Source organism: Pseudomonas hunanensis (assembly GCF_013393325.1).
Taxonomy (GTDB): Bacteria; Pseudomonadota; Gammaproteobacteria; order Pseudomonadales; family Pseudomonadaceae; genus Aquipseudomonas; species Aquipseudomonas putida_P.
Genome location: NZ_QJRC01000066.1, coordinates 53,437 through 73,939 on the forward strand (window position 1 = coordinate 53,437; position 20,503 = coordinate 73,939).

General features: G+C 60.4%; 17 protein-coding genes. 3 read left to right on the forward strand and 14 right to left on the reverse strand.

The annotated features are described in order from the left end of the window. Positions 1–121: 121 nt before the first annotated feature. The 4 genes from hutH to hutC form a co-directional block, all read right to left on the reverse strand. Entirely contained in the window at positions 122–1,654 is a 1,533-nt protein-coding gene (hutH, locus tag DM807_RS02975) for a histidine ammonia-lyase (RefSeq protein ID WP_012274588.1), read from the reverse strand. Between the two features lie 107 nt (positions 1,655–1,761). Next, the gene (hutU, locus tag DM807_RS02980) at positions 1,762–3,435 is read right to left on the reverse strand and encodes a urocanate hydratase (RefSeq protein WP_012274589.1); all 1,674 of its coding nucleotides are present in this window, start codon (positions 3,433–3,435) and stop codon (positions 1,762–1,764) included. Between the two features lie 395 nt (positions 3,436–3,830). Beyond that, the gene (locus DM807_RS02985) at positions 3,831–4,403 is read right to left on the reverse strand and encodes a HutD/Ves family protein (RefSeq protein WP_012274590.1); all 573 of its coding nucleotides are present in this window, start codon (positions 4,401–4,403) and stop codon (positions 3,831–3,833) included. Then, positions 4,400–5,110 (reverse strand): histidine utilization transcriptional repressor HutC, encoded by a 711-nt coding sequence (gene hutC, locus DM807_RS02990; RefSeq protein WP_171577230.1) that lies wholly within the window; start codon positions 5,108–5,110, stop codon positions 4,400–4,402. The genes DM807_RS02985 and hutC overlap by 4 nt, the downstream gene beginning before the upstream one ends. A 145-nt stretch (positions 5,111–5,255) precedes the next feature. Here hutC and DM807_RS02995 point away from each other — a divergent pair, with 145 nt between their 5' ends. Then, positions 5,256–6,620 carry a formimidoylglutamate deiminase gene (locus DM807_RS02995; protein ID WP_012274592.1) on the forward strand — a complete coding sequence of 455 codons (1,365 nt, stop codon included), beginning with the start codon at positions 5,256–5,258 and terminating at the stop codon, positions 6,618–6,620. 31 nt (positions 6,621–6,651) lie between these two features. Here DM807_RS02995 and DM807_RS03000 read toward each other — a convergent pair whose 3' ends face one another. The 5 genes from DM807_RS03000 to DM807_RS03020 all read right to left on the reverse strand — a co-directional run bounded on the left by DM807_RS03000 (position 6,652) and on the right by DM807_RS03020 (position 12,015). Then, positions 6,652–7,224 carry a lipocalin family protein gene (locus DM807_RS03000; RefSeq protein ID WP_012274593.1) on the reverse strand — a complete coding sequence of 191 codons (573 nt, stop codon included), beginning with the start codon at positions 7,222–7,224 and terminating at the stop codon, positions 6,652–6,654. Further along, positions 7,221–7,475 (reverse strand): outer membrane protein assembly factor BamE domain-containing protein, encoded by a 255-nt coding sequence (gene bamE, locus DM807_RS03005; protein WP_003249234.1) that lies wholly within the window; start codon positions 7,473–7,475, stop codon positions 7,221–7,223. Before bamE ends, DM807_RS03000 begins: the two co-directional genes overlap by 4 nt. Before the next feature lie 222 nt (positions 7,476–7,697). After that, positions 7,698–8,294: a DUF924 family protein gene (locus DM807_RS03010; protein ID WP_012274594.1), complete on the reverse strand. Its 597-nt coding sequence runs from the start codon at positions 8,292–8,294 to the stop codon at positions 7,698–7,700. 3 nt (positions 8,295–8,297) lie between these two features. After that, positions 8,298–9,308 carry a class 1 fructose-bisphosphatase gene (locus tag DM807_RS03015; RefSeq protein WP_012274595.1) on the reverse strand — a complete coding sequence of 337 codons (1,011 nt, stop codon included), beginning with the start codon at positions 9,306–9,308 and terminating at the stop codon, positions 8,298–8,300. A gap of 256 nt (positions 9,309–9,564) precedes the next feature. Continuing rightward, positions 9,565–12,015 carry a glycogen/starch/alpha-glucan phosphorylase gene (locus DM807_RS03020; protein ID WP_012274596.1) on the reverse strand — a complete coding sequence of 817 codons (2,451 nt, stop codon included), beginning with the start codon at positions 12,013–12,015 and terminating at the stop codon, positions 9,565–9,567. Positions 12,016–12,199: 184 nt separating this feature from the next. Between DM807_RS03020 and DM807_RS03025 the strand changes: the two genes are divergently transcribed. Continuing rightward, positions 12,200–12,604 (forward strand): YkgJ family cysteine cluster protein, encoded by a 405-nt coding sequence (locus DM807_RS03025; RefSeq protein WP_003249225.1) that lies wholly within the window; start codon positions 12,200–12,202, stop codon positions 12,602–12,604. Positions 12,605–12,795: 191 nt separating this feature from the next. Here the strand turns inward: DM807_RS03025 and DM807_RS03030 are convergent, their stop codons facing one another. The 5 genes from DM807_RS03030 to thiI form a co-directional block, all read right to left on the reverse strand. After that, positions 12,796–13,335 carry a hypothetical protein gene (locus DM807_RS03030; RefSeq protein ID WP_012274597.1) on the reverse strand — a complete coding sequence of 180 codons (540 nt, stop codon included), beginning with the start codon at positions 13,333–13,335 and terminating at the stop codon, positions 12,796–12,798. A 53-nt stretch (positions 13,336–13,388) separates the two neighbouring features. After that, positions 13,389–14,219: a hypothetical protein gene (locus DM807_RS03035; protein ID WP_179027037.1), complete on the reverse strand. Its 831-nt coding sequence runs from the start codon at positions 14,217–14,219 to the stop codon at positions 13,389–13,391. Positions 14,220–14,225: 6 nt separating this feature from the next. Then, on the reverse strand, positions 14,226–14,543 hold the full coding sequence (locus DM807_RS27630) for a 2OG-Fe(II) oxygenase (protein WP_041166802.1): 318 nt from the start codon (positions 14,541–14,543) through the stop codon (positions 14,226–14,228). A gap of 467 nt (positions 14,544–15,010) precedes the next feature. After that, positions 15,011–16,831 carry a translational GTPase TypA gene (typA, locus tag DM807_RS03045; protein WP_012274600.1) on the reverse strand — a complete coding sequence of 607 codons (1,821 nt, stop codon included), beginning with the start codon at positions 16,829–16,831 and terminating at the stop codon, positions 15,011–15,013. Between the two features lie 128 nt (positions 16,832–16,959). After that, entirely contained in the window at positions 16,960–18,414 is a 1,455-nt protein-coding gene (thiI, locus tag DM807_RS03050; RefSeq protein ID WP_179027038.1) for a tRNA uracil 4-sulfurtransferase ThiI, read from the reverse strand. 427 nt (positions 18,415–18,841) lie between these two features. Between thiI and glnA the strand changes: the two genes are divergently transcribed. After that, the gene (gene glnA, locus DM807_RS03055; protein ID WP_012274602.1) at positions 18,842–20,248 is read left to right on the forward strand and encodes a type I glutamate--ammonia ligase; all 1,407 of its coding nucleotides are present in this window, start codon (positions 18,842–18,844) and stop codon (positions 20,246–20,248) included. Positions 20,249–20,503: the final 255 nt, after the last annotated feature.

Consider the following 20,503-nt stretch of genomic DNA (forward strand, 5'->3'; position numbering starts at 1 on the left):
AAGGGGCTGCTGCGTAGCCCATTCGCGGGCACGCCCGCTCCCACAGGAATACCGCAGCTTTGTGCCGTACCTATGAGAGCGGGCGCGCCCGCAAAGGGCCGCAATGCGGCCCCCAGGGGCATTACAGGCTTGGCAGCACGCCCGCCGGCAACAAACCGGTCAGGCTGCCCTTGGCCAACAGTTCCACAGCCTTTTCGATGTCTGGCGCGAAGAAACGGTCACGGTCGTAGTGCGCCACTTCGCTGCGCAGCGCCTGGCGTGCCTTCTCCAGCTTGGCCGAAGTCTTCAGGCCCTTGCGCAGGTCCAGACCCTGGCAGGCGCCCAGCCATTCGATGGCCAGTACGCCACGGGTGTTTTCGGCCATTTCCCACAGGCGCTTGCCGGCAGCCGGGGCCATCGACACATGGTCTTCCTGGTTGGCCGAGGTTGGCAGGCTGTCGACGCTGTGCGGGTGCGACAGGGCCTTGTTCTCGCTGGCCAGGGCGGCAGCGGTCACCTGGGCGATCATGAAGCCGGAGTTCACCCCACCGTTTTCCACCAGGAACGGCGGCAGCTGGGACATGTGCTTGTCCATCATCAGCGAGATGCGGCGCTCGCTGAGCGAGCCGATTTCGGCAATGGCCAGGGCCAGGTTGTCGGCAGCCATGGCCACGGGCTCTGCGTGGAAGTTACCACCGGAAATCACGTCACCCTCGGCAGCGAACACCAGCGGGTTGTCCGACACAGCGTTGGCTTCGACGCCCAGTACCTCGGCGGCCTGGCGCAGCTGGGTCAGGCACGCGCCCATGACCTGCGGCTGGCAGCGCAGCGAGTACGGGTCCTGAACCTTGTCACAGTTCTTGTGCGACAGCGACACTTCGCTGGAATCGCCCAGCAGGTCGCGGAAGCAGGCGGCGGTGTCGATCTGGCCGCGCTGGCCACGCGCTTCGTGGATACGCGCATCGAACGGCGAACGCGAGCCCAATACGGCTTCGACGCTTAGGCCGCCGCAGGCGATGGCGGCGGCATACAGGTCTTCGGCCTGGAACAGGCCACGCAGGGCATAGGCGGTGGACGCCTGGGTGCCGTTGAGCAGGGCCAGGCCTTCTTTGGCAGCCAGGGTCAGCGGTTCGAGGCCGGCAACCGCCAGGGCTTCGGTAGCCGACAGCCATTGGCCCTTGTAGCGGGCTTTGCCTTCACCCAGCAGCACCAGCGACATGTGCGCCAGCGGTGCCAAGTCGCCGGAAGCACCCACGGAGCCTTTCAGCGGGATGTGCGGATAGACTTCGGCGTTTACCAGGGCAATCAGGGCGTCGATGACTTTGCGACGAATGCCTGAAAAACCACGGCTGAGGCTGTTGATTTTCAGCACCATGATCAACCGCACCAGGTCGTCATCCAGCGGCGCGCCGATACCGGCGGCGTGGGACAGCACCAGCGAGCGCTGCAGGTTTTCCAGGTCGTGGCTGGCAATGCGGGTCGAGGCCAACAGGCCGAAACCGGTGTTGATGCCGTAGGCGGTGCGGTCTTCGGCAATGATTTGCTCGACGCAGGCAACGCTGGCGTCGATGGCCGGCGCGGCGCTGGCATCCAGTTGCAGGCGCACGGGCGCGGCGTGGATCGCGCGCAGCTGGGCCAAGGTCAGGGTGCCAGGCTTGAGGGTGAGTTCGGTCACTTTGCTACTCCAATCGCGTGGAGCCGCAGGCCCGTCGTTGGGTGCCTGCGCGCTCCTTCTTGTTGTTCAGTATCACCCCTTGCGGGGTGCGATCCAAAGCGTGGCGATCAGCCAGTGATCATCGGCAGGTCCAGGCCCTGCTCCTTGGCGCAGTCGATGGCGATGTCATAACCGGCATCGGCGTGGCGCATGACGCCAGTCCCTGGATCGTTGGTCAGTACGCGGGCGATACGCTCGGCAGCTTCATCGGTACCGTCACAGACGATGACCATGCCCGAGTGCTGCGAGAAGCCCATGCCCACACCACCGCCGTGGTGCAGCGACACCCAGGTGGCGCCGCCTGCGGTGTTCAGCAGGGCGTTGAGCAGTGGCCAATCGGAAACGGCGTCCGAACCATCACGCATGGCTTCGGTTTCGCGGTTGGGGCTGGATACCGAACCCGAGTCCAGGTGGTCACGGCCGATCACCACCGGTGCCGACAGCTCGCCGCTGCGGACCATTTCGTTGAAGGCCAGGCCCAGCTTGGCGCGAAGGCCCAGGCCAACCCAGCAGATACGCGCCGGCAGGCCCTGGAAGCTGATGCGCTCGCGGGCCATGTCCAGCCAGCGGTGCAGGTGGGCGTCGTCGGGGATCAGTTCCTTGACCTTGGCGTCGGTCTTGTAGATGTCCTCTGCCTCGCCAGACAGCGCCGCCCAGCGGAACGGGCCGATACCACGGCAGAACAGCGGGCGGATGTAGGCAGGGACGAAGCCTGGGAAGTCGAAGGCATTGGCCACGCCTTCTTCCTTGGCCATCTGACGGATGTTGTTGCCGTAGTCGAAGGTCGGGATGCCCTGTTTCTGGAAGTCCAGCATGGCCTGTACGTGCACGGCCATCGACTGCTTGGCGGCCTTGACCACTGCAGCCGGTTCGGTCTGCGCACGGTCGCGGTACTGTTCCCAGGTCCAGCCGGCAGGCAGGTAGCCGTTCAGCGGGTCGTGGGCGCTGGTCTGGTCGGTGACCATGTCCGGGCGCACGCCACGCTTGACCAGCTCTGGCAGGATTTCGGCGGCGTTGCCGTGCAGGGCGATGGAAATGGCCTTGCCTTCGGCGGTGTACTTGGCGATGCGCGCCAGGGCGTCGTCAAGGTCAGTGGCCTGCTCGTCTACGTAGCGGGTTTCCAGACGGAAGTCGATGCGGCTCTGCTGGCACTCGATGTTCAGCGAGCAGGCACCGGCCAGGGTAGCGGCCAGTGGCTGCGCGCCACCCATGCCGCCGAGGCCTGCTGTGAGCACCCACTTGCCTTTCAGGCTGCCACCGTAGTGCTGGCGACCGGCTTCGACGAAGGTTTCATAGGTGCCCTGAACGATGCCTTGGCTGCCGATGTAGATCCAGCTGCCAGCGGTCATCTGGCCGTACATGGCCAGGCCCTTGGCGTCCAGTTCGTTGAAATGTTCCCAGTTGGCCCAGTGTGGCACCAGGTTGGAGTTGGCGATCAACACGCGCGGGGCGTTGCTGTGGGTCTTGAACACGCCGACCGGCTTGCCCGACTGCACCAGCAGGGTTTCGTCGTCTTCCAGGCGGGTCAGGGTTTCGACGATCTTGTCGTAGCATTCCCAGTTACGGGCGGCGCGGCCGATACCGCCGTACACCACCAGTTCTTTCGGGTTTTCCGCGACCTGCGGGTCGAGGTTGTTCATCAGCATGCGCAGTGGCGCTTCGGTCAGCCAGCTTTTGGCGGTCAGCTTGTTGCCACGTGGGGCACGGATTTCAACGTCACGGTATTTGTTGTTGTCGGTCACGGGAAAGGTCCTCTGCGGTCGTCCGCGGGCGGGTATGTCGTGGTGAATATACAAACACACCTTTACTTGTATGTACAAGCATGGACAACCAAAATAATTGGACCTGTGCGTTCCTGGCTTGGGTTTTGTGGTGGTGCATAGATCGAGCGCCGCCCGCGCGGCGCTTCGCGAGCTGCGCTCGCTCCTACGTTTGTTTCGGGCCAGTATCGCCTGTGACAGGCGCGCGCGACCGCCTGGTTTGTACGACGCGATATCGAGCCGTGCGCCCAGGCGTTCGCGCGCAAATCCCACAGGCATGATTGGCCCGAAACAAACGTAGGAGCGAGCGCAGCTCGCGATGCGCCGCGCGGGCGGCGCTCGATCTCACAGGCAATGAAAATGCATTGCCAAGCCCATCAGCGCAAAATGAGCTCGATCAAGCAAAACCGCCCCTGAACCTCCAGCCCAAGCAACTCGTCGTTGCCCTCCAGCCGCAGGCAGTCATACAACCCCAACCGCTGCGTCTCACGCCCGGCAACGCCAACCTCGACCTGGCTACCGGCCGCAAACAACAGCACCGTCGACGCCGAGCTGTACAACCGGCTGGTGCCATCGAACCACTGCAACCGCGCCCGATACCGCTGCGGCGCATAGATCAGGTTGAAATCGCGGATCGCCCCCCCCAGCAGCTTGCAACTGACCTGGCTTTCACCGCTGAAGGCAAAGGCATCGAACGGCAGCAACGGCCGGCTGGCCTGGCCGTCGACCATCAAGCGCATGCCGTCGCCCTGCAGCACGGTGATGATTCGCTGATAACCGGCGAAGGTGGAAAAACCACCCGACTCTTCGATATCGGCAATCGACAGGCGCCAGCCAAAGCCATCCAGGCCCTCGCCACTGTCGCGGGTAATTTCTTCGGTGAAACCGCCACCGTTCTTCCACGGCATGCGCGGGTAATCCTGCGCACGCAACAACTGCAGCTGGCTCATTTACTGAAACGTCCTTCCAGGCGATGACGGGAACCGGGGTGGATCAGCCGTGCAGCGGTCACCGGCTGGCGACCGGACCAGGTACGGCGGCGAATCAGCAGGCACGGCTCGCCCCGCTCGATCTGCAGCAGGCGGCACTCTTCCGGCTCGGCCAGAATGGCCTCGACCACGTGCTCACCTTCGGTCAGCGGCGCCACCTGGGACAGGTAGGCGTAAGGCGTCTGCCGGGTGAAGTCCTGCTTGAGGTAGTCGGGGGCAATGGCCGCGTTGACGTAGCGGTCCTCGATCTGCACCGGCACGCCGTTCTCGAAATGCACGATCAGCGAGTGGAACACGCGCTGGCCTTCGCGCATGTCCAGGGCCAAGGCCCGCTCGGAGCCGGCGGCTTCCTCGTTGAGGGTGATCACCTGGCAGCTATGCTGGTGGCCGCGCGCGGCAATTTCGTCGGCAATGTTGTTGACTTCGAACAGCGCCGAACGGCCCTTGGGCTCGGCCACGAAGGTGCCGACCCCTTGCATGCGCACCAGCAGCCCTTCGGCGGTGAGTTCACGCAGGGCACGGTTGATGGTCATGCGGCTGAAGCCCAGCTCGCTGACCAGTTCACTCTCCGAGGGGACCCGGTGATGGGGTGGCCAGCTGCCGTTGTCGATCTGCTGGATGATCATCTGTTTGACCCGGGCGTACAACGGCGCCGGGCCCTCGCCCATCTGGGCAACCAGCGCGGAGACAGGAGGTGTCGGCACGGCGTTGGATCCTTGTGCATATGGAGTGAGCGGTAGCTTGCCGCAGTTTACCCGGCAGGCAAACGGCTGTATATGTATATACAAGTTAACAATAACAGGATTTGCACAGATGTCCGCCTACTTCGCCGAACGCGCCCTGCTCCCCACGGGCTGGGCCAGCCATGTCCGTATCGAGGTCGCCAGCGATGGCCATGTGGCCCGCATCGAGCCCGGCGCTTCGGCCGAAGGCGCCGAGCGCCTGGCCGGCCCGCTGCTGCCCGGCATGCCCAATCTTCACTCGCATGCCTTCCAGCGCGCCATGGCGGGCCTGGCGGAAGTGGCCGGCAACCCCAACGACAGCTTCTGGACCTGGCGCGACCTGATGTACCGCCTGGTCGGGCAGATCACGCCGGACCAGTTGCAGATCATCGCCCGCCAGCTGTACATCGAAATGCTCAAGGCCGGCTACACCTCGGTGGCGGAATTCCACTACGTGCACCATGACCAGGCCGGCAAGCCCTACGCGGACCCGGCCGAACTGTCCTGCCGCATCAGCGCGGCCGCAGCCGACAGCGGCATAGGCCTGACCTTGCTGCCGGTACTGTACAGCCACGCAGGCTTCGGCGGCCAAGCACCGAACGACGGGCAGCGGCGCTTCATCAACTCCACCGAACAGTACCTGAAGCTGCAGGCACAACTGGCCCCGCTGCTGGCCGCGCAACCGGCGCAGCAACTGGGCTTGTGCTTCCATTCACTGCGGGCGGTAACGCCTGGGCAAATCGCCGATGTGCTGGCAGCCAGCGCCCCACAATGCCCGGTGCATATCCACATCGCCGAGCAGCAGAAGGAGGTGGACGATTGCCTGGCCTGGAGTGGCCTGCGTCCATTGCAGTGGCTGTACGAACATGTGGACGTGAACCCGCGCTGGTGCCTGGTGCACGCCACCCACGCCGAGCCGGACGAGGTCACCGCCATGGCCCGCAGTGGCGCGGTGGCTGGGCTGTGCCTGACTACCGAAGCCAACCTGGGCGACGGGATATTCCCGGCGGTGGACTTCCTGGCCCAGGGCGGGCGCATGGGCATTGGTTCGGACAGCCATGTGTCGCTGAGCGTGGTGGAAGAACTGCGCTGGCTGGAGTATGGCCAGCGGCTACGGGACCAGCGACGCAATCGCCTGTATCGTGGCGACCAGCCGATGGTCGGGCGCACGCTGTACGACGCTGCACTGGCAGGCGGCGCGCAGGCGCTGGGGCAGGCGGTCGGGGAGCTGGCCGTGGGCAAGCGCGCCGACTGGCTGGTGCTCGATGGGCAGGACCCTTACATCGCCATGGCGGATGGCGACGCCATTCTCAACCGCTGGCTGTTCGCCGGTGGGGATCGCCAGGTACGCGACGTGATGGTGAACGGACAGTGGGTGGTGCGCCAGGGTCGGCATGCGCAGGAAGCGGAAAGCGCGCAGGCATTTGCCGGCGTGCTGCGCCAGCTCTTGGGTTGAGCGTATTGGGGCTGCAAAGCAGCCCCAAACATCAGTGCATTTTCACGATTTGCTGATCGGACGCTCGCCAGATCAACCGACTGGTGTCATACCCCTGCTGCCGCGCCTTGGACAGCAGGTTCTCGCGCTCCCAGGCCGGCAACGTCGGCGTGCGCGACAGAATCCACAGGTGCTTGCGGTCCGGGCTGCCGACCACCGCTGTGCGGTAGCGATCATCCACGTACAGAATCCAGTACTCACCCCGCGCCACGCCAGGCACCAGCTTGGTGAACCAGTTATCGAACTCTACCCACAGCTTGTCGGTATGCCCCGGCTCCTGGATGCTGGCATGCCCTTCGGCGCGCAGCCATTCATCACCCATGGTACGGCAGCGGTTGAGCACGCCAAAGGTGCCGTCCGGCTTGAGGTTGTAGTGTGCCTCGGACTGCTCGCAGCCGGTCTGGTAGCGCATGGGCAGGCGCGCCAGTTCGAACCATTTGCCCTGGTAGCGCTTGAGGTCGACATTGCCAGCGGTTTTCGGCGCCAGCGGGTCGTGCACGGAGCCTGCGCAACCACCCAGCAGCAACGCCAGGCATACCCCCATCAGCAGGTACAGGCGCCTCATTTGAGGCCCTGCCCGGAGTACATCAGTACCTTGTCAGCCGCGTACTGCACGCTGATGAAGCTCTTCTCGTCCCCCCAAGTGCAGCTGCTCATGCCCAGCGCGCCCGAACACTCGGTCGGCGTGCCGAGCAACTGCTCGACCTCGGCCTTGTTCATACCGGCCTTGATCTTGGAATAGTTTTCCTGATTGATCTTGCTGCAGGCAGTCAGAACGACGCACAGCGACAACAGGGCGAGGGAACGCAACGACATGAAGGACACTCCTGGAAGATGATACAGGCGAGTGGCCTGCAGTGATCTTCGACGGGAAAATCCCTCCCTGGTTCCCTGCCCCACCCCCTTTGCCCCTACACCATTGGTCGGATGGCCATTACTGTGCGATTAATCACAAAGAAATAGTCGTTCGCCCAATAAAAAGGCCGCCCTGAGGGCGGCCTTGCATCGCGATGGCCTGCGCAGCAGGCCCTTCGGGCATCAGAACCTGGAACCAGGCTCCAGCAAAAAGTCCATCTCTTCGCTGGTACTCGGGCGCTCCAGCACCAGGTTGCGGTGCGGGAAACGCCCGAACCGGGCAATGACTCGCTGGTGCTGCTCGGCATAGTCGAGGAAGCCTTCGAACAGCCGGCGGGTAGCCTCTGGCTGCTCATCCAGCAGCATCTGATAGCGCTCGACACACAGGTTCTGCCAGTCCAGCACCTCGGCATGCTCCAGCACCAGCAGTACGAACACCCGCTGGATGGGCAACAGTTGATAGTCCCAGCCCTTCTGCAGCCCCTGCATGGCCACCACCTGGGCACGCCGGTCGCCCTCGAAGGCGCGCGGCGTGTCGCGGTAAATCATGCGCGGCAGCTGGTCCAGCAAGATCAGCAGGCCCAGCCAGCCCTGCGGGCTTTGCTGCCACTCGTCGAGCCCGCCCGCCAGGGCCTGCTCGACCAGGTCGCCAAACAGCGCATGGGCGTCGGCATCATGATGCTTGCCGAACCACAGCGTGCTCTTCTCGTCAGCCACGGCCTGGGCACTGGTGCCCCAACCGAACCACCACTCCAGCAACGGCTGCCAAGGTGCGAGCATGACTTACTCCTTGTGGTAGGCGGTGACGCGCTCGACCTCTTCCTTCGAGCCAAGGATCACCGACACGCGCTGGTGCAGGCTTTCTGGCTTGATGTCGAGGATGCGATCGTAACCGTTGGTGGAAGCGCCGCCGGCCTGTTCGATGATGAACGACATCGGGTTGGCTTCGTACATCAGGCGCAGCTTGCCCGGTTTGCTTGGCTCGCGGGCATCACGTGGGTACATGAACAGGCCGCCACGGGTCAGGATGCGGTGCACGTCGGCTACCATCGAGGCAATCCAGCGCATGTTGTAGTTCTTCTTCAGCGGGCCGGTTTCACCTGCCAGCAGTTCGCCAACGTAGCGTTGTACCGGGGCTTCCCAGTGACGCTGGTTGGACATGTTGATAGCGAACTCGGCGGTGGTGGCCGGCACCTGGATGTTTTCGTGAGTCAGTACGAAGCTACCCAGCTCACGGTCCAGGGTAAAGCCCTTGACGCCGTTGCCCAGGGTCAGGATCAGCATGGTCTGCGGGCCGTAGATGGCATAGCCGGCGGCAACCTGCTCGGTGCCTGGCTGCAGGAAGGCTTCTTCGTTGAGGCTTTCGTTCTGGCTCAGGTACTGGTTAGGGCAACGCAGCACCGAGAAGATGGTGCCGACCGATACGTTGACGTCGATGTTCGACGAGCCGTCCAGTGGGTCGAAGACCAGCAAGTAGGCGCCTTTCGGGTACTTGCCCGGGATCTGGTAGGCGTTGTCCATTTCTTCGGACGCCATGCCGGCCAGGTGGCCGCCCCACTCGTTGGCTTCCAGCAGGATGTCGTTGGAAATCACGTCCAGTTTCTTCTGGACTTCGCCCTGCACGTTTTCAGTGCCCATGCTGCCCAGCACGCCGCCAAGGGCGCCTTTGGAGACGTGATGGCTGATTTCCTTGCACGCACGCGCCACCACTTCGATCAGGAAGCGCAGATCGGCAGGGGTATTGTTGCTGCGGGTCTGCTCAATCAGATAGCGACTCAGGGTAACGCGGGACATGTATGGCTCCGAATGGATGGGGGAGATAAAAAACCCCCGCAGTTTACAGGGAGAGTGGCGGGCTAGCGAGTGATGAGACTCGCCACGGCTCTCAGACGGCACAATAGGTCGGTAGTTCAGCCTTCGCCAGGCCGGTGGTCGGAGTGAGGGCCATTCGCGGGTGAACCCGCTCCCACAAGGATCTACACAGGCCTTGCAGCTGTAGATTTCCCTGTGGGAGCGGGTTTACCCGCGAAGAGGTCAGCACAGGCTTACATCAATCCAGAGCCTTCCAGATCTCGTTGGCATATTCGCGAATGGTCCGGTCCGACGAGAACCAACCCATCCGCGCGGTGTTCAGCACCGCCATGCGCCACCATTCCTGCGGCGTGTGCCACAGGTCTTCGACCCGTCGCTGGGCATCCCAGTAGGCATCGAAATCGGCGCATACGAGGAAACGATCGTAGGCCACCAGGCCATCGATCAACCCGGTGTAGCGTGACGGGTCGTCTGACGAGAACACGCCGCTGCGAATGGCCTGCAACACATCGCTCAAGCGGCTGGAGGCGGCTATGGCGGCATTGGCACCAAAATCACCGGCCCGCTTGCGTGCCTCGACCTGCTGCGCGGTCAGGCCGAAGATGAACATATTGTCGGCCCCTACCTGCTCGCACATCTCTACGTTGGCGCCATCCAAGGTGCCGATGGTCAGCGCGCCATTGAGGCCGAACTTCATGTTGCTGGTGCCAGAGGCCTCGTAACCGGCGGTGGAAATCTGTTCGGAAAGGTCCGCCGCCGGAATGATGCTTTCGGCCAGGCTGACGTTGTAGTTAGGCAGGAACACCACCTTCAGCAAGCCGCGCACGGTCGGGTCGTTGTTCACCACCCGGGCGATGTCGTTGGCCAGCTTTATGATCAGCTTGGCCTGGTGGTAACTGGCCGCAGCCTTGCCAGCGAAGATCTTCACCCGCGGCACCCAATTGGTGCCTGGGTCATTGCGCATGGCCTGGTACAGCGCAACGGTGTGCAGGAGGTTCAGCAGCTGGCGCTTGTACTCGTGAATGCGTTTGACCTGCACGTCAAACAGCGCCTCGGGGTTGACCGTAACGCCAATGCGGTCCTGGATGATGCTGGCCAGGGCGCGTTTGCTGTGCAGGCGCTGGGCCGCGAACTGCTTGCGGAAACCGGCTTTGTCGGCGAACGGCACCAGGCCGGCCAGAAGCGCCTCCGGGTCGTCCTTGAGTTCCGGGCCAAGCGCCTCGACCAGCATCTCGGTCAGCTGAGGGTTGGACTGGTACAACCAGCGGCGGAAGGTAATGCCATTGGTCTTGTTGTTGATCCGTTGCGGATAGAGCTTGTGCAGTTCGGAAAACACCGTGCTCTTCATCAGCTTGCTGTGCAGCGCCGACACGCCGTTGACGCTGTGCGAGCCAAGAAACGCCAGGTTGCCCATGCGCACCCGACGGCCGTTGTCTTCTTCGATCAACGACACCGCGCGCAGCACGTCGAAATCGTGCAGGCCTTTGGCCCGCAAGGCATCGATATGGAAGGCATTGATCAGGTAGATGATCTGCATGTGCCGCGGCAGCATGCGCTCCATCAACGCTACCGGCCAGGTTTCCAGGGCTTCGGGCAACAGGGTGTGGTTGGTGTAGGCGAGCGTACCGACGGTCAGCTCCCAGGCCTTTTCCCAAGGCACTTCGTGCTGATCCACCAGTAACCGCATCAACTCCGCCACGGCAATCGAGGGGTGGGTGTCGTTGAGCTGGATGGCCGCCGCATCGGGCAGGTTGAGCAGGTCCTTGTGCATGTTCAGGTGACGGCGCAGCAAGTCCTGCAGCGAAGCCGACACGAAGAAATACTCCTGGCGCAGGCGCAACTCCTGACCGGCCTCGGTACTGTCAGCCGGGTACAGCACACGCGAGATACTCTCGGCACGCGCCACTTCAGCCACAGCCCCCAGATGGTCACCGGCGTTGAAACGCTCCAGGTGCAGCTCTTCCAGCGCACGCGCACGCCACAAGCGCAGGGTGTTGACGCTGGCTCCGCGCCAGCCGACCACCGGCGTGTCGTATGCCACCGCCCGCACCGTTTCACCCGGCGACCATACCTGACGTGGGGTGCCGCTGGCATCGTGCACGGTTTCGACACTGCCGCCGAAGCTGATCGGGTAAATCACCTCGGCGCGTTCGAACTCCCAGGGGTTGCCGAAATCCAGCCAGTTTTCAGTCTGTTCCTGCTGCCAGCCATCGACCACCGCCTGCCGGAACAGCCCATGCTCGTAGCGGATGCCGTAGCCATGGGCAGCGATACCCAAGGTAGACATGCTCTCCATGAAGCATGCAGCCAATCGGCCCAAGCCACCATTGCCCAACGCAGCATCCGGCTCAAGCAGACGAATACGTTCAAGGTCCACATCCAGCCCTTCCAGCGCATCGCGCGCGATGTCCAACAAGCCCAAGTTGCTCAGGCTGTCGTACAGCAGGCGGCCGATGAGGAACTCCAGGGAAAGGTAGTAGACCCGTTTCTGGCTGCGCCGATAGGCCTGACGCGTATGATCCATCCAGTGATCGACCATGTGATCGCGCGCAGCCAGGGCAATGGCTTCGAACCAGTCATGGTCGAAGGCGTGCTCCGGGTCCTTGCCGACCGCGTAGGTCAGCTTGTTCAGTACAGCAGCGCGAAAATCCGCGACTTCGGCGTCACGAGCTTTAGGTTCCTGGGACATGCGGCATCCTCGGGCAAGTTGACGAAAGCGGAGGGAGATTGATGAGACTAGACCCTTCGACCGGGAGTGACAGTTACGGTTCGCAGTTTTCATGCCGACGCTGCGATTCCGGCAAAAGGTTGTTCATAAATTGAACAATTCCGGTATCATCGCGCGCCCCAAGACCGTGATCCACCCTATAAAGATGAAAACGACCCTGATCGCCGCGGCCGAAGTCGACCGCCTGGAGACCTGGCAGCGCTATACCAGCAACATGTGCCATGGCTGCCATTCGACCTGCTGCACCCTGCCGGTGGAGGTGAAGATCAAGGATCTGATCCGTATCGGCGTGGTCGACGAGTTCGAAAAAGACGAACCGCCGAAGAACGTGGCTAAACGCTTGCAGAAGGAAGGCATCATCGAGCGCTTCAACCAGAAGTCGGGGATTTTCACCCTGACCCGGATGAGCAACGATGACTGCATGTACCTGGATCGTAAAAGCCGCCTGTGCACCATTTATGACAAGCGCCCGGATACCTGCCGCAACCACCCCAAGGTCGGGCCGCGGCCGGGGTATTGTGCGTACAAGCCCAAGGTGGTTGGCCGTTGACGGCCACGCCAAGACTCAATAGACTTTTACTCGTCTTGATGTATACGGAGCTTCCTTCAGGAAGTGTCTAGACGCCGCCACCTGGTTCCGGCCGTGCCGGTTGACGGGAGAAATCCCTAAGGGCATCCGCGATACGACCCCCTTCATTGGGGGTTTTGTGTTTTTACAGCCTGCTTGAAACAAGCTTGAGCTCAACCAGCCTGAAAAAGCTTGCCCCGATGACGTATAGCTACGACCAAAGCCGCGACAGCGAGCCCAAATGACATCAGGCCTGCCAACACCACCTTGAACTTTATTGATTGATTGTTCCAAGCGATGACTTGCTGATGGAATCGATCATCGAAAAGGACACGGCCATCCAAGGTGGCCAGTTCACGCACTTGGCTGCCGTCGTCCAGGCGCTCCACCGTCAAGGATACCTTCTTGTTTATTCGCAGCCCTGACTCCTTGTACAACGCCGGATACGTGTAGATCCCTTTACCATACCGTACTCCATCCAGCGTGTATGCAACTGCGAAATGTATAATCGAACGATTATGCTCCCAAGTGTCCGGGTAACCCGATACACGCCCTTCAACAAACGTCAACCTGGAAAAATCAGGAGCTTTGTATACTTTTAAGTCACTGTAATACAGCGCTGCAAATGACAGCATTGTAACCAAAACAATTGATAGCAATTGAATACGTTTAAACGGAGGGGAGGCTCTGTATATTTTGAAAAAACCAGACATTGAATGCACACCTCCTCCTTATATCTTACCAAAACAATGCAGAACTACGCTCTTCAGTGATACCTGTCAACACCCCAATTACTACCGCCAGGCTCGATAATTTGTATGGGACCAATATCAATATTCCACCCTGGGTACTCTAGAGGACCGACGCCAATACCCCAACCGGAGCCAGTCAGTGGAATGACCTGACTCCCTCCACTGTCACCCTCTATATATCCGCCCCCACTTCCCGCGCTCACTCCAAATATGTAAACGGAGTTACTGCCAAGCGAAACATTATGTGTATCAGGATTCCACTGACTTACCGCAATGCCACCTGAGTAGCTCGCAATTATTTGATCAAGAGATGCCAGTGTCAAGTCCGGTGCAACCCAGTAATCTGGAAACACCGCGCTTGTATCCGCAACAAAATATTTTTCCAGAACAGGGATAATTGCAGAATGATACAATTTCTTCGCCACATCAGAATTAAAAATCCCAAACGCATTAGCCCCTACACCCACAGCTGTGAATGCCACTGCAGCTGAACTTGCACCAGCCAGCAAGGTAATTCCTCCAACAATCCCAGCATCATTCCCAATCAGACTTAAGACATCTCCGGTTTCAAATTCCTGCTTCGTCTTGTACCTCGCTGTAATCTTTAGAAGCACTGTAGTTGCCGCCAGGGTATTCGTTTTTATGTTCAGAAATGGTGTAAAACCCGCTGTCAGCTTTACAATCGACGTGACGCCTGCGACCGCAGCACCTGTCTGCGCACTCTGGTTCACCAAATCGAAACCAGACTTGTCGCTATCGTACTGATCCACTATGGAGGTCGAAGCCGCCCCCACCGCGACGGGTGCATCGACATAGCCCAGGATTATTTCAACTGTTTTAGCCATCTGCCATCACTCCTTTATCATCGTCTTGAAGGCAATACTCATACGCAGACGGTTACAGCTTGCTGCAGGTGCCCGTGCGGCGTGCGGTATCTCGCCATTGAAAACGACAACCCTTCTTGGCTTGGGCTGTACCGACATAATGATGGTCTCCTTGCCGGCGTCGTAGAACATTAACTCGCCTCCCCAGCAAGTGGCCCAATGTTCACTACAGAACAGCATGACAGTTCGTCCCGGCGCCTCCGCAGTATTATCCCGATGTATAGGTCCATCCTGACTGGTGGTTTGCCCGTTCGCGTACACACCCAGCAATACGGCTGAAGGCATGTGAGCGGCTTTAATGCGTGCCCAGATGTCCGCCAGGAAACCCCAGTCCGAGCGCTCACGCAGCTCCTGCTCGCAATCTTCCAACTTGTCTCTGCGAGAGCCGGCTATGAAACTGTGCCAGCAAGGGCGCTCAAGCGGCGAATAAGGATAAGGCCACCCATAGCGCCACACCGAATCAGTAAGGAGCTGCTAGATTTGCGCATGCTCTTTATCGGTAATGCCGTCATCGATAATGCATATATCCTTGCCGACAATCACATCAGACATATTCAGTCCCTCACCCTCAAATAAAGTAGGGAGATGAGACTAATGAATAATCAAACACCCAGACACATGGAGACATTTACTGATACAGTGGCATTTACCAGAAATCCACACACCTGAAATACTAACTTTTGATGAACGCAAGGCAAAAAAAACGCCCCCGGCCTTACGACCGGGGGCGTTTTCATTCAGCCTGAGCTAACTCAGTTCTTGGCTTTCTTGGCAGCGCGGGTACGCTCGCCTTCGTCCAGGATCTTCTTGCGCAGACGGATCGACTTCGGCGTCACTTCGCACAGCTCGTCGTCCTGGATGAATTCCAGGGCCTGCTCGAGGGTGTGGCGAACTGGCGGTACCAGGGCGATGACTTCGTCTTTGCCCGAAGCACGCATGTTGTCGAGCTTCTTGCCTTTGGTCGGGTTCACGCCCAGGTCGTTATCGCGGCTGTTCAGGCCGATGATCTGACCGTTGTAGATCTCCTGGCCGTGTTCAACGAACAGCTTGCCACGTGCCTGCAGGGTTTCCAGCGAGTAGGTCAGCGCCTTGCCGGTCTCGACCGAAACCAGTACACCGTTGAGGCGGCCGGACATTTGGCCCGACTTCATGGTGTCGTAGCGATCGAAGATCGAGGTCAGGATGCCTGCACCGTTGGTCAGGGTCAGGAACTGGTTACGGAAACCGATCAGACCACGGGCTGGAATGTTGTACTCCAGGCGAACACGGCCTTTGCCATCCGGAACCATGTTGGTCAGGTCGCCTTTACGCAGACCCATCTCTTCCATCACCTTGCCCTGGGATTCTTCAGGGATGTCGATGGTGACGTTCTCGAACGGTTCCTGCTTGACGCCGTCGACTTCGCGGATGATCACTTCAGGACGGCCCACAGCCATCTCGAAGCCTTCACGACGCATGGTTTCGATCAGTACCGACAGGTGCAGCTCACCACGGCCCGAAACCTTGAACTTGTCTGGGGAATCGGTTTCCTGAACGCGCAGAGCAACGTTGTACAGCAGCTCCTTGTCCAGACGGTCCTTGATGTTACGGCTGGTGACGAACTTGCCTTCTTTACCGCAGAACGGCGAGTCGTTGACCTGGAAGGTCATCGAAACGGTTGGCTCGTCAACGGTCAGCGGCTTCATCGCTTCTACCGCGTCCGGGGCGCACAGGGTGTCGGAGATGAACAGCTCGTCGAAACCGCTGATGCAGACGATGTCGCCAGCCTGGGCTTCTTCGACGTCGATGCGGTGCAGGCCATGGTGACCCATCAGCTTCAGGATACGGCCGTTACGCTTCTTGCCGTTGGTGTCGATGGCGACAACCGGGGTGTTCGGCTTGACGCGACCACGGGCGATACGGCCAACACCGATAACGCCGAGGAAGCTGTTGTAGTCCAGTGCCGAGATTTGCATCTGGAACGGGCCGTCACGGTCAACGGAAGGAGCCGGTACGTTGTCGATGATCGACTGGTACAGGGCGGTCATGTCTTCGCCCATTTCGGTGTGGTCCAGACCGGCAATGCCGTTCAGGGCCGAGGCGTAGACCACTTTGAAGTCCAGCTGCTCGTCGGTAGCGCCGAGGTTGTCGAACAGGTCGAAGATCTGGTCCAGAACCCAGTCAGGACGTGCGCCCGGACGGTCAACCTTGTTGATCACGACGATTGGCTTCAGGCCGGCTTCGAAGGCCTTCTTGGTCACGAAGCGGGTTTGCGGCATTGGGCCGTCCTGGGCGTCGACCAGCAGCAGCACGGAGTCGACCATCGACATTACACGCTCAACCTCGCCACCGAAGTCGGCGTGGCCGGGGGTGTCGACGATGTTGATGTGGTAGCCGTTCCAGTTGATGGCGGTGTTTTTCGCCAGAATGGTAATACCGCGCTCTTTTTCCTGGTCGTTGGAGTCCATGACGCGCTCGTCGTTGAGCTCGTTACGCTCCAGAGTGCCGGATTGACGCAGGAGTTTGTCGACCAGGGTGGTTTTACCATGGTCAACGTGGGCGATGATGGCGATGTTACGCAGATTTTCGATCACAAGTGTATCTCGATCAGAGGATTCGGTTGCCGCCCAGTGTAGGCGGCCAATATGTACTGTTTAAGGCTCAGCGGGCCCGGCGGTCGGGAGGGCGATGGCGGATACTGCCGCCATACAGCCCCGGCGTCTTATGTCGGACGATAAACACGCACATTGGCATGTCCCTCACTGAGCAGGTGGTGTGCGTGCAAACGGCTCATCACACCCTTGTCGCAATACAGCAAGTACTGGCGCGTGGGGTCCAGGTGCTTGAACTTGCTGTTGATGGCATAAAACGGCATGGCCTGGACTTCGATACCGTCCAGCACCAGAGGTTCGTCTTCCTGGGCATCAGGGTGACGAATGTCGATGACGATCTGCCCCGACAGAGCCTCGGTCACTTCCTCGATTTCGACGTCCTTGCCCAGCTCGTCGATCACATGGTCGATGGAGATGAGCTTGGCGCGTTCCAGGGCGCGCTCCAGCACCGCCATGTCGAACTGCTTCTCTTCATGCTCCATGCGGTGGCGCTTGGCATGGGTGGTCGGGTTCACCGAAATCACGCCGCAGTATTCTGGCATGTGCTTGGCGAAGTCGGCGGTGCCGATTTCGTTGGCCTGGTCGATGATGTCCTGCTTGTGGCTCGCCAGCAGCGGGCGCAGCACCAGCTTGTCGGTGGCCGAGTCGATGATCGACAGGTTCGGCAAGGTCTGGCTGGATACCTGGGAGATCGCCTCGCCGGTCACCAGTGCGTCGATTTCCAGGCGGTCGGCCATGCGCGCGGCACCGCGCAGCATCATGCGCTTGAGGGTCACACCCATGTAGCTGTTGTCGACCTTGTTGAGGATCTCGCCAACCACCTCTTCGAACGGCACGCTGATGAACAGCACGCGCTGGCTGCTGCCGTACTTTTTCCACAGGTAGTGGGCCACTTCCATCACGCCCAGCTCGTGGGCACGGCCGCCGAGGTTGAAGAAGCAGAAGTGGGTCATCAGGCCACGGCGCATCATCTGGTAAGCCGCCACGGTGGAGTCGAAGCCACCGGACATCAGCACCAGGGTCTGCTCCAGGGCGCCCAGCGGGTAACCGCCGATGCCCTGGTGCTGGTTGTGGATGACGTACAGGCGCTGGTCGCGGATTTCGATGCGCACCAGCACTTCGGGCTTCTTCAGCTCGATGCCGGCGGCGCCACACTGCTGGCGCAGCTGGCTGCCGACGTAACGGTCGACGTCCATCGAGGTGAAGTCATGGTGGCCACCGCGCTTGCAGCGCACGGCGAAGTGCTTGCCGGCCAGCAGGTGACCGAAGTGGTGCTTGCACTTGGCGACGATGTCGTCGAAGTCACCCAGCGGGTATTCCTCTACCTGCAGGAAGTGGGTGATACCCGGCGTGCAGGTGAGGCGCTCGATCATCTCGCGCTGGACTTTTTCGTCCTCGATGCGGGTGACCACTTCGAGATTGTCCCAGACACCATCGACCGCGAGCTCAGGATCGAGGTCCTTGAGCACGTTGCGGATGTTCTTGGCGAGCTGGCGGATGAAACGCTTGCGCACCGGCCGGCTCTTGATGGTGATTTCTGGGAAGACTTTGACGATAAGTTTCATTGGTTAACAGCGCGCGCAGGGCCTGCCGAAAATGAGGGGCGCGAATTATATCGGAAATTGCTCAGGATTTGACCAACTTTTGATCAGAAGCTTTGAGATAAATGCATGAGGCGGGTTTTGTGCCGCCTGTTCCGGCCTTTTCGCGTGCAAACCCGCGGAAAGCCCTCAAAGAAAGCACAAAGCCCAAATCGCGCACTGTATTGGTGCGCTAACACCAAAACTCGCATCTAAAGGGTGCATTTTTACCCGCCACCCCTACGCCAAATGCCCACAAACGCCCCCTTTTATCCCGCCTTCGCCATTTTCGGGCACTGGCATGCAATTTGCTCCCTTGTGAGGCAGGTAAGCTTGGCCGACTATCCGCGCCCGGCAACACCCTTTTTCCAGGGCAGCGGCCCACCGCGCTCTAGACCATCCGGAGGACAACATGTCGAAGTCGGTTCAACTCATCAAAGATCATGACGTCAAGTGGATTGATCTGCGTTTCACGGACACCAAAGGCATTCAGCACCACGTGACCATGCCGTCGCGTGATGCGCTGGACGAAGACTTCTTCGAAGTCGGCAAGATGTTCGACGGTTCCTCCATCGCTGGCTGGAAAGGCATCGAAGCCTCCGACATGATCCTGATGCCGGTCGACGACACTGCCGTCCTGGACCCGTTCACCGAAGAGCCAACCCTGATCATCACCTGCGACATCGTCGACCCGTCGAGCATGCAGGGCTACGATCGCGACCCACGCGCCATCGCCAAGCGTGCCGAAGAGTACCTGAAGAGCACCGGCATCGGTGACACCGTCTTCGCCGGCCCAGAGCCTGAGTTCTTCATCTTCGACGAAGTGAAGTTCAAGTCGGACATTTCCGGCTCGATGTTCAAGATCTTCTCCGAGCAAGGCTCGTGGATGACCGACGCTGACGTGGAAGGCGGCAACAAAGGCCACCGTCCAGGCGTGAAGGGCGGCTACTTCCCGGTTCCGCCGTTCGACCACGACCACGAAATCCGTACTGCCATGTGCAACGCACTGGAAGAAATGGGCCAGACCGTTGAAGTTCACCACCACGAAGTGGCGACTGCCGGCCAGAACGAAATCGGCGTCAAGTTCAACACCCTGGTGAAAAAGGCTGACGAAGTACAGGCGCTGAAATACGTCGTGCACAACGTTGCCGACGCCTACGGCCGTACCGCCACCTTCATGCCTAAGCCTCTGTACGGCGACAACGGCTCGGGCATGCACGTACACATGTCGATCTGGAAAGACGGCAAGAACACCTTCTCGGGTGAAGGCTATGCCGGCCTGTCCGACACCGCCCTGTACTTCATCGGCGGTATCATCAAGCACGGTAAGGCCCTGAACGGCTTCACCAACCCGTCGACCAACTCCTACAAGCGTCTGGTCCCAGGCTTCGAAGCCCCGGTAATGCTGGCCTACTCGGCTCGTAACCGTTCCGCCTCGATCCGTATTCCTTACGTCGGCAGCCCGAAAGCCCGCCGTATCGAAGCCCGCTTCCCGGACCCATCGGCCAACCCGTACCTGGCCTTCGCGGCCCTGCTGATGGCTGGCCTGGATGGCATCCAGAACAAGATCCACCCAGGCGACGCGGCCGACAAGAACCTGTACGACCTGCCACCAGAAGAAGCCAAGAACATCCCGCAAGTGTGCGGCAGCCTGAAAGAGGCTCTGGAAGAGCTGGACAAAGGCCGCGCGTTCCTGACCAAGGGCGGCGTGTTCTCCGACGACTTCATCGATGCCTTCATCGAGCTGAAGAGCGAAGAAGAAATCAAGGTCCGCACCTTCGTACACCCGCTGGAATACGAGCTGTACTACAGCTGCTGATCTGATCGGCGCCTCGTGCCGGTGACGTGATCATAACGGCCTCCCTCGGGAGGCCGTTTTCGTTTCTGCACGCCCTGCAGAAGCACCGCCACCCCGCCATCACGCTATGCTCTATCTTGGTGCACAAATTGACACCGTGCCCTCATTTGCTCCCCAATCTGGGTCAAGTTAAACGTTTCATCCAGACTTTCTGGTCCGAAGTTGCGCAGATCCAGGCCTTTATCGGCAAATTCCGCTTCTTTTCGGAGCTTTGGT